General features: G+C 52.8%; 10 protein-coding genes and 1 tRNA gene. 9 read left to right on the top strand and 2 right to left on the bottom strand.

The genetic code is table 11. From position 1 onward, the window contains the following. The first annotated feature begins 454 nt into the window (after window positions 1-454). The 7 genes from VFG09_13850 (at window position 455) to VFG09_13820 (ending at window position 4,703) form a co-directional block, all read left to right on the top strand. Entirely contained in the window at window positions 455-1,441 is a 987-nt protein-coding gene (locus VFG09_13850) for an aldo/keto reductase (protein HET6516239.1), read from the top strand. A gap of 43 nt (window positions 1,442-1,484) precedes the next feature. Further along, window positions 1,485-2,033 (top strand): flavodoxin family protein, encoded by a 549-nt coding sequence (locus VFG09_13845; GenBank protein HET6516238.1) that lies wholly within the window; start codon window positions 1,485-1,487, stop codon window positions 2,031-2,033. Window positions 2,034-2,062: 29 nt separating this feature from the next. Then, window positions 2,063-2,275 (top strand): hypothetical protein, encoded by a 213-nt coding sequence (locus VFG09_13840; GenBank protein ID HET6516237.1) that lies wholly within the window; start codon window positions 2,063-2,065, stop codon window positions 2,273-2,275. A 15-nt stretch (window positions 2,276-2,290) separates the two neighbouring features. Continuing rightward, a complete protein-coding gene (locus VFG09_13835) occupies window positions 2,291-3,310 on the top strand; it encodes a zinc-dependent alcohol dehydrogenase family protein (GenBank protein HET6516236.1) in 1,020 nt (339 codons plus the stop codon). A 14-nt stretch (window positions 3,311-3,324) separates the two neighbouring features. Beyond that, window positions 3,325-3,690: a carboxymuconolactone decarboxylase family protein gene (locus tag VFG09_13830; GenBank protein ID HET6516235.1), complete on the top strand. Its 366-nt coding sequence runs from the start codon at window positions 3,325-3,327 to the stop codon at window positions 3,688-3,690. A 99-nt stretch (window positions 3,691-3,789) separates the two neighbouring features. Then, window positions 3,790-4,218: a hypothetical protein gene (locus tag VFG09_13825; protein HET6516234.1), complete on the top strand. Its 429-nt coding sequence runs from the start codon at window positions 3,790-3,792 to the stop codon at window positions 4,216-4,218. A gap of 158 nt (window positions 4,219-4,376) precedes the next feature. After that, window positions 4,377-4,703: a carboxymuconolactone decarboxylase family protein gene (locus tag VFG09_13820; GenBank protein HET6516233.1), complete on the top strand. Its 327-nt coding sequence runs from the start codon at window positions 4,377-4,379 to the stop codon at window positions 4,701-4,703. 274 nt (window positions 4,704-4,977) lie between these two features. On the opposite strand, the gene VFG09_13815 is transcribed toward VFG09_13820, so the two are convergent. Beyond that, window positions 4,978-5,050 (bottom strand) — tRNA-Asn (locus VFG09_13815). Window positions 5,051-5,154: 104 nt separating this feature from the next. Between VFG09_13815 and VFG09_13810 the strand changes: the two genes are divergently transcribed. Together VFG09_13810 and glgB are read left to right on the top strand one after the other, a co-directional pair. Continuing rightward, on the top strand, window positions 5,155-5,580 hold the full coding sequence (locus VFG09_13810) for a ClpXP protease specificity-enhancing factor SspB (protein ID HET6516232.1): 426 nt from the start codon (window positions 5,155-5,157) through the stop codon (window positions 5,578-5,580). 19 nt (window positions 5,581-5,599) lie between these two features. Then, the gene (gene glgB, locus VFG09_13805) at window positions 5,600-7,519 is read left to right on the top strand and encodes a 1,4-alpha-glucan branching protein GlgB (GenBank protein HET6516231.1); all 1,920 of its coding nucleotides are present in this window, start codon (window positions 5,600-5,602) and stop codon (window positions 7,517-7,519) included. A gap of 101 nt (window positions 7,520-7,620) precedes the next feature. On the opposite strand, the gene VFG09_13800 is transcribed toward glgB, so the two are convergent. After that, window positions 7,621-8,532 carry a histone deacetylase gene (locus VFG09_13800; protein HET6516230.1) on the bottom strand — a complete coding sequence of 304 codons (912 nt, stop codon included), beginning with the start codon at window positions 8,530-8,532 and terminating at the stop codon, window positions 7,621-7,623. Between the last annotated feature and the right edge of the window lie 54 nt (window positions 8,533-8,586).

The following is an 8,586-nucleotide window of genomic DNA, read 5'->3' as shown; positions in this document are numbered from 1 at the left end:
GATGGACGGTCAACGGAGGATTCCCTCCTCAGGCAGGCCGAGGAGATCCTCGACCGTTGGCACGTAAGAGCCTACTACACGGTGGAGGTAGTGAAGGACAACGGATATTTCAGGGCCAGCGTCAGGAAGAATCATGCCGCCGAAAAAGTGACAAGCCCGGGATCGCGGTCATGATCCGGTCTGGTTTATCAGTCCGTCGGGCAATACTCTTTGCCAAGGCCTCAATCGCAACTTTCAGGTTGTTATCCTCAATTGTCTGATTCTTGGTCAGCTTATACATTAATGCCTCCTTTTCTTAATAATACCAGTCCTCACTTCACCATAACAACCAATTTGTCGAGAGCTCGGACGATTAGGCAATAAATTAGCAGGATTGGACTATCGCCTTTGTTTTATTCAGAATTAAAATTAAATCATGAGTAGAGCAGACCTAAAACAGGTGAAAGGAGGAACAATGAAAAAACGCAAATTGGGGAAAAGCAACTTGGAGGTTTCAGCTCTTGGCTTAGGCTGCATGGGAATGAGCATTGCTTATGGTCAGCCGGGAGACGAGCAGGAGATGATTGCTCTTATCCGGAAAGCCGTGGAACGCGGGGTCACATTCTTCGACACTGCCGAGATTTATGGCCCCTATACGAATGAGGAACTAGTCGGCGAGGCTCTTGTTCCTTTCCGCGGGAAGGTGGCAATAGCCACCAAGTTCGGGATCACGACGGGTTCCGACGGGCAGCAGGTCCAAGACAGTCGCCCCGAGCAGATCAGACTGAGCGTCGAGGGCTCGCTCAGGCGACTCAGGGTCGATGCCATCGATCTCTACTATCAACACCGTGTAGATACTAATGTGCCGATCGAAGAAGTGGCTGGGACAGTTAAGGAACTGATTCGGGAGGGGAAGGTCAAGCACTTCGGTCTTTCCGAACCCGGAGTGAAAACGATCCGCCGCGCGCATGCGGTCCAGCCGGTAACAGCAATTCAGAGCGAATACTCACTCTGGTGGAGACGGCCTGAAGAGGAATTGCTGCCGACTCTTGAGGAACTCGGAATCGGGCTCGTTCCATTCAGTCCTCTTGGTAAAGGCTTCCTTACGGGAAAGATCGACGAGAAAACGACATTTGATAAGTCCGACTTCCGCAACATTGTTCCGCGCTTTACGCCGGAGGCCCGGAAAGCTAATATGGCCCTGGTTGATCTGCTTCGCAAGGTCGCAGGACGAAAGAAAGCGACACCTGCTCAGATAGCGCTCGCCTGGCTTCTTGCCCGGAAGCCGTGGATAGTGCCGATTCCTGGGACCAAAAAGCTTTCGCGGCTGGACGAGAACATCGGAGCAGTGAACGTCGAACTGACCTCCGAGGACCTGCGTGAAATCGACAGCGTCGCTTCAAAGATCACAATTCAGGGGGCGCGATACCCCGAAGCACTTGAGAAAAGGACCGGCCTATAAGCGGTACGTAGCGCAGCTCGAAGACTGATAAAATGTGAAGAGGATGACGTATATGACAAAAAAGGTATTAATATTGTCAGCAAGCCCAAGAAAAGGCGGGAATTCCGATCTGTTATGCGATCGGTTCATGCACGGGGCTAGAGAAGCAGGTCATCAGGCGGAGAAGATATTCTTACGGGACAAAAAGATCACTTATTGTACTGGATGCGGTGTTTGTCAGAGCAACGGGGGCATGTGTGTTCAGAAGGATGATATGGCTGAGGTCCTGGATAAAATGGTAGCTGCCGACGTGCTCGTGATGGCAACGCCTGTCTATTTTTACACCATGAACGCACAGATGAAAACATTGATCGACAGAACATGTGCGAGATATGCCGAGATCAGCAATAAGGAGATGTATTTCATTGTGACTGCCGCGGACAGCAGGAAGCAGGCAATGGAAAGGACCCTGGAAGGATTCAGAGGATTTACCTCCTGCCTTACCGGGGCAAGGGAAAAGGGGATCATCTATGGAACCGGCGCATGGAATATGGGAGATATCAAAGGAAGTAAGGCGATGACCCAGGCATATGAAATGGGGGGAAAAGTGTAAGCCTCAGAGAAGCCGGGAAGGAGAAAGAAATGGACATCAAAGAAAGTGTTTCTCAACAGACAAAGAACCAGCAGGAAGAGCAGGGTCCTGCCATGTTGGACCGCCGTAAATTTCTTGTCGGAGAATCGGTTTCCGTCTCCATCGAAGAAGTCAGATCACAGGACTGGAAGGAGAAGGTTTACGAGCCGGACATTCTGAACGGCCCAGGGAAGCTCTGCAAAAAACCGGGATACAAGATGTAAAGGAGGAGAAAAATCATGCGAGGAGCAATTCTCTACGGTCCGCGCGACATACGTTTCGAGGAGCGCGCCACGCCGACAATCATCAAACCGACGGATGCTATCATCAGGATCTCGGCCGCCTGCGTGTGCGGGTCCGACCTGTGGCCCTACCGCGGCATCCAGTCGACCAGCAGCGGGCCGACCCCGATGGGGCATGAGTACTGCGGCATTGTTGAGGAGCTCGGCAGCTCGGTCACCTCGATCAAGCGCGGCCAGTTTGTCATCGGTTCATTTTTCACTTCAGACAACACATGTCCCCACTGCCAGATTGGCTACCAGTCGTCCTGCCAACATCGGGAACTCGTCGGCGGTGCGCAGGCACCCCTCCTGCGCGTCCCGCTTGCGGACGGCACCTTGGTGGCCACTCCGGAGGTTCCTTCGGGCGACCTGATCCCGAGCCTTCTAACGCTTTCAGACGTCATGGGCACCGGGTGGTTTGCCGCTGTTGCTGCTGACGTGAAACCGGGGAAGACAGTCGCAGTCGTCGGTGACGGGGCGGTCGGACTCCTCGGCATGCTCTCCGCCAAGCAGATGGGCGCCGGGCGTATCATCGCGATGAGCCGTCACGAGGCGCGGCAGAAGCTTGCCCGCGAGTTCGGCGCGACCGACATCGTGACCGAGCGCGGTGACGAGGGCGTTGCCCGCATTAAGGAGCTGACGAAGGGGATCGGCGCTGACGCGGTGCTGGAGTGCGTCGGCACCCAGGAGTCGATGATGCAGGCGATCCGTTCCACACGCCCGGGCGGATACGTGGGCTACGTCGGAGTCCCGCACGGGGTCGAGCTGAACGGCCAGGAGCTGTTCTTCGCTCATGTTCATCTCCACGGCGGGCCTGCCCCGGTGCGCCGCTTCCTGCCTGATCTGATCGATCTGGTGTGGAACGGGAAGATCAATCCCGGCAAGGTGTTCGACCTGACCCTCCCGCTTGACCAGGTTGCGGAGGGCTATCGCGCAATGGACGAGCGCCGCGCGATCAAAACGCTGCTGCGCCCTTAAATCAAGAGTGAGACATGGAAATCAAAAGAAGGCGCTCACAGCCTTCCGGCAAAGGACTGGCCGATTGGTTCACCGGCACGATGCGCATAGCAATTCTGGCAGGCATTTTTATCTCAGTGTTTAGCATTGCAACCATTTCGGAGGCACAGACCATGAAAAAAGAAGGCTTGAAGGCAAAACAGGAAAAGATCGTCACCATTGCGGCCTTCACCGCCAACGGTTATTTGCAGAAACTGAAAACTGCCCTGAACGAAGGGCTGGATGCCGGTTTGACTATTAATGAAATCAAGGAAATCCTTGTGCAGTTATACGCCATGCGGATTTCCCTGCAGCCTGAGCGGCATCAATACCTTTATGGACGTCCTGAAACCAGGATATAACCCATTCGAATAGCACAGGAATCGACAAGCGAGTCATATGTCATAGAGGGCTGAGAAAGAGTTGTAGCATATGGGTGTTACGAAGGAGGTGGATCAATCATGACAGTGCTCAACGGATGGGAAAACTTCTATGTAATCGTCGGCTCCTCTGCCGGCGCCCTGATCGGCTTGCAGTTCGTTGTCATTACTCTCATAGCCGCAAAACCGATCGTAGGTGACGCGCAAGCGGCCGGCGCCGCATTTGCGACGCCTACGATTGTGCATTTTGGTGTCGTGCTGTTGCTTTCGGCGATTGGAAACGCGCCATGGAACGGGCTTGCATCTGTTTCAGTCCTTTGGGGATTAGTGGCTCTCTGTGGTGTAGTGTACGTCGTGGTCGTGGCCAGGCGTATGCGCGTGCAAAACGCCTATAAACCTGTGTTAGAGGACTGGTTATTTCATGTTCTGCTTCCATTGTGGCATACGCGGTTCTGGCCATATCGGCATTCTCGGTTAGCTCCCATACGCGCCCAGCCCTGTTTCTCGTAGGCGCTGCAGTACTGCTGCTTCTGTTTGTGGGCATTCACAATGCCTGGGACGCAGTCACATATCACGTCTTTGTAGGATCGAGGCAGGAGAGATAGCATACGAATTGGCGGATAGGATGACCAAGATGAGGTAATCAAACAAAGAGAAGGGAGATACATATGGCAAACAGCAGCGAACAACAAAGAGCGATAGATGACTTAACGGCTATAGCACCGGAATTTGCGAAACTTACACAGGATTTCCTTTTCGGTGACATCTGGAAACGCCCCGGCCTCTCGCAGCGCGATAAGAGCTTAATTACCGTTACATGCTTAGTGGCGCTAAATCGTATCGAGCAAGTTGATTTTCATCTTAAAAAGGCTCTTGAGAACGGCCTCACGAAGGAGGAGCTTGTAGCCGCGATTACGCATATTGCATTTTATGCGGGCTGGCCCACTGCGGCGTCGGGGTTTAATCACCTGAAAAAAATAATTGATCAAAAATAACAGGAACGATTATTTATTGAATCCTAGACGCTAAGACTGCCTTAATCGTATTTGAGGGGCTGTGCATACTTCTCGACAAAAATATCTTTTCTGAGGAATGGCGCTACTGACCATTGAATGCCGAAAGCAACCAACACCGTCGGCTATTACCCTGGAATTGCTCGACGACACATGACAAGAATTTCCGTTTCGATTGCGACATGCTTGATCAGGTGAAAACTGGTATTCAAGGGGGGCGAAGGCAGCCCTGAAAAAAAGGACTGAAAAGGTTAAGCTCCCGGGGAGGGACTCGAACCCCCGACAAGGTGGTTAACAGCCACCCGCTCTGCCGGCTGAGCTACCCGGGAACACCATCATTATATATTAAGAGAAAGTCTCAGGGCAATACGCAAGAGATGGAATATCAAAAACCTTCTGCAATCTGTTACAATTTCATAGCATGCCGGAATCAATGAACGAACTCAAGAAGACCGTCTTTTACGGGATGCTCGATCTCATCGGCCGTGTTTTCATCGTCGTGCGGTATTCCGACAGGGTGGTGATCGGGGCACGGGGTTTTACCGAGGACGAAATGAAGAACGGTATCGTCCTCGTCTTCAACACCAAGATGCGTTTCTCCTGGGACGATTCCGGCATCTCGACTTCCCTCGTCTTCGGCACGGCCCCCCACAAGTGTTACATACCGGCCGACGATATCGTTCTTATTTACTCTCCCGAGCTCAACGCCCAGTTCATGATCGCACCACAGCCGGCTGCCGAGACAGCGGATAGGAATATGCAAGCCTGCGACAGAGAATCTGCAAAGACGAGACACTGTTCCGATCATTCCAAGGTCGTGAAGGTAGATTTTCAGAAGAAGAAGGACCGTTCACGGTAGAATGAGCGGGACAGGGGTCATGAAAACTGACAAAAGGAAGACGATACTGACCGATTTTGATCTCCACCTCATCGGTGAAGGCAGCCACCTCAAGCAGTATGAGAGGCTCGGCGCCCAGATGGTAGAGATAGACGGTGTTAAGGGCGTGCATTTTGCCGTATGGGCTCCCAATGCAAAACGGGTAAGCGTTGTCGGCGATTTCAATAACTGGAACGCTAAGATACACCCCATGCAGTCCTTAGGCTCTTCGGGAATATGGTCGGTCTTTATTCCGGGAATTCCTGAAGGGATGCCCTATAAGTTCGAGGTGAGGTCAAAGATCCAGAAATATGTCATCCAGAAATCAGACCCCTTCGGCTTCTTTTTCGAACTGAGACCCAAGAGCGCATCACTGGTATACGACATCAACGGGTACCCCTGGGGTGACGCTTCATGGATTGAAGGGAGAAGCCGGACACCATGGCTCGAATCCGCCATTTCAATCCATGAGGTCCATCTCGGCTCATGGATGCGGGTACCGGGGGAAAAGGAGCGGTGGCTAACGTATCGTGAACTTGCGGAGAGACTCATCCCTTACGTGAAGGAGATGGGGTACACCCACTTAGAGCTCCTTCCGATCAATGAGCATCCCCTCGATGCCTCCTGGGGGTACCAGACCATCGGGTATTTTGCGCCGACAAGCAGGTTCGGTGAACCGAAGGACTTCATGTATTTTGTCGACCGATGCCATCAGGAGGGAATTGGTGTGATCCTCGATTGGGTCCCGGCCCACTTTCCGACAGACGGACACGGCCTCGGATTCTTTGACGGAACCTTTCTCTATGAGCATGAAGACCCGAGGAAGGGCTTCCATCCTGACTGGGGGACAAAGATCTTCAATTACGGAAGGGCTGAAGTGAGAGGCTTCCTCCTTTCGAATGCACTCTTCTGGTTTGACAAATACCATATTGACGGTCTTCGCGTCGACGCTGTTGCGTCCATGCTCTATCTCGATTATTCGAGGAAAGAGGGCGAATGGATTCCGAATGTGTACGGAGGGAGAGAGAACCTCGAAGCCATCGACTTCCTCAAGAAGTTCAACGAGGTATCGCATCAGTACTATCCGGGGATCCTCACGGTCGCTGAAGAATCGACTGCATGGCCCCATGTTTCGAAACCGACGTATCTCGGCGGCCTCGGATTCAGCATGAAATGGAACATGGGCTGGATGAACGATACCCTCGAATATTTCTCAAAAGATCCCGTTCACAGAAAATATCACCATGGCAACCTCACCTTCAGTCTCCTTTACGCCTTCACCGAGAACTTTGCCCTGCCCCTCTCCCATGACGAAGTGGTGCACGGGAAGGGATCGCTGCTGAGCAAGATGCCCGGTGATATATGGCAGAAGTTCGCCAACCTGAGATTACTCTATGGATTCATGTTCGGCCACCCTGGAAAGAAACTCCTCTTCATGGGTGGAGAGTTCGGCCAGTGGGATGAATGGAACTTTGATAAAAGCCTTGATTGGCACCTCCTCGAGTTCGATCCTCACGAGAGACTCAGGAGGTTTGTGCAGGAACTCAACAGGATCTATCGGTCAGAACCTTCTCTCCATGAGATAGACTTCGACTACAAAGGCTTCGAGTGGATAGATTTTCATGATGTCGAAGGAAGCATCGTCTCTTTCCTGAGGAGGGCTAAGGACCCATCAGACTTCACGGTGTTTGTCTGCAACTTCACGCCGGTGCCGCGTCTGGGGTATCGGATAGGCGTGCCTGAGCCGGGTTTTTACCGGGAGATCCTGAACAGCGATTCTGTCTATTATGGAGGAAGCAACATGGGGAATGGGGGAGGGGTCCTCGCAAAGCATGAGCCTTTCCAGCTGAGACCGTACTGCCTAAGCATCACCCTGCCGCCTCTGGCGGTTGTCGTCTTTAAGCGGGAGAGGCATTTCTAGCCGAGATCATTCAGCCGGCTTCTCACCTGGCCGACATCCGCTTCTCGGTGCTCGAAGTCATAAATGAATTACACAGGCTCGTTTACCTCCCTAACGGACCATCAGTCCTTCATCATCTCTTCGATGGTGATGGAGACCGACCTCGCGAGGGAGCGGAGATTATAACCGCCTTCGAGTGCAAAGACCGTGGGCAAGGCAAATGAAAGAATGGCACTGACAATACTCCTGATTCCATCGTCAGAGACCCGAATGGATGCGAGAGGGTCGTCTTGGTGAATATCATACCCTGCTGAGACGAGAAGAATATCCGGCTTGAATCCCTTCACCAGGCCAGGCAGGACATCGTGATAGGCAGTTCTATATTCCCTATCGCCGGAACCTCCTGACATCGGGATATTGCAGGTGAACCCCTCCCCCTTTCCCCTTCCTTTCTCTTCTGTGCTGCCCGTGCCCGGATAATGGGGATATTGATGGGTGCTGAAATAAAAGACCCTGTCGTCATCTTCAAAGGTATGCTGGGTACCGTTTCCGTGATGGACGTCAAAGTCGATAATGAAGGCCTTCCCGTAGCCCGCCTCCTGTGCGTGTCGTGCGCCTATCGCAATATTATTGAAAAGGCAGAAACCCATTGCCCTGTCGGCCTCGGCGTGATGACCCGGCGGCCTGACAGCGCAAAAGGCCCTCAGGATATCGCCGCGCTTGCACCCGTCGACTGCCTCCATCACCGCGCCTGCAGCAAAGAGGGCCGCGTCGAGGCTGCCGTAAGAGACATAGGTGTCGGGGTCGAGATAACCCTGCCGGAATTTCCTGACCTTCTCAACATAGTGCCGATGATGCACCATCTCGATCTCGCTCAATTCGGCCCTTCTCGGCTTGATATGGATGAGCTTTTCCCAGAGAGGAGAACCTTTCAGGGTATCGACGATTGCGATGAGGCGCTCTTTGCACTCAGGATGCGGATAAGGAGCCTCATGTCCGAGGAATACGTCATCATAGAGGAAACCGACCTTCATGGGTAATAATTCTATATGAAACCTGACGCCAAGTCAAAACCTCTTGACAGGGCC

Source organism: Thermodesulfovibrionales bacterium, assembly GCA_035686305.1.
Lineage (GTDB): Bacteria > Nitrospirota > Thermodesulfovibrionia > Thermodesulfovibrionales > UBA9159 > DASRZP01.
This window is presented reverse-complemented; position numbering and strand designations above follow the sequence as displayed.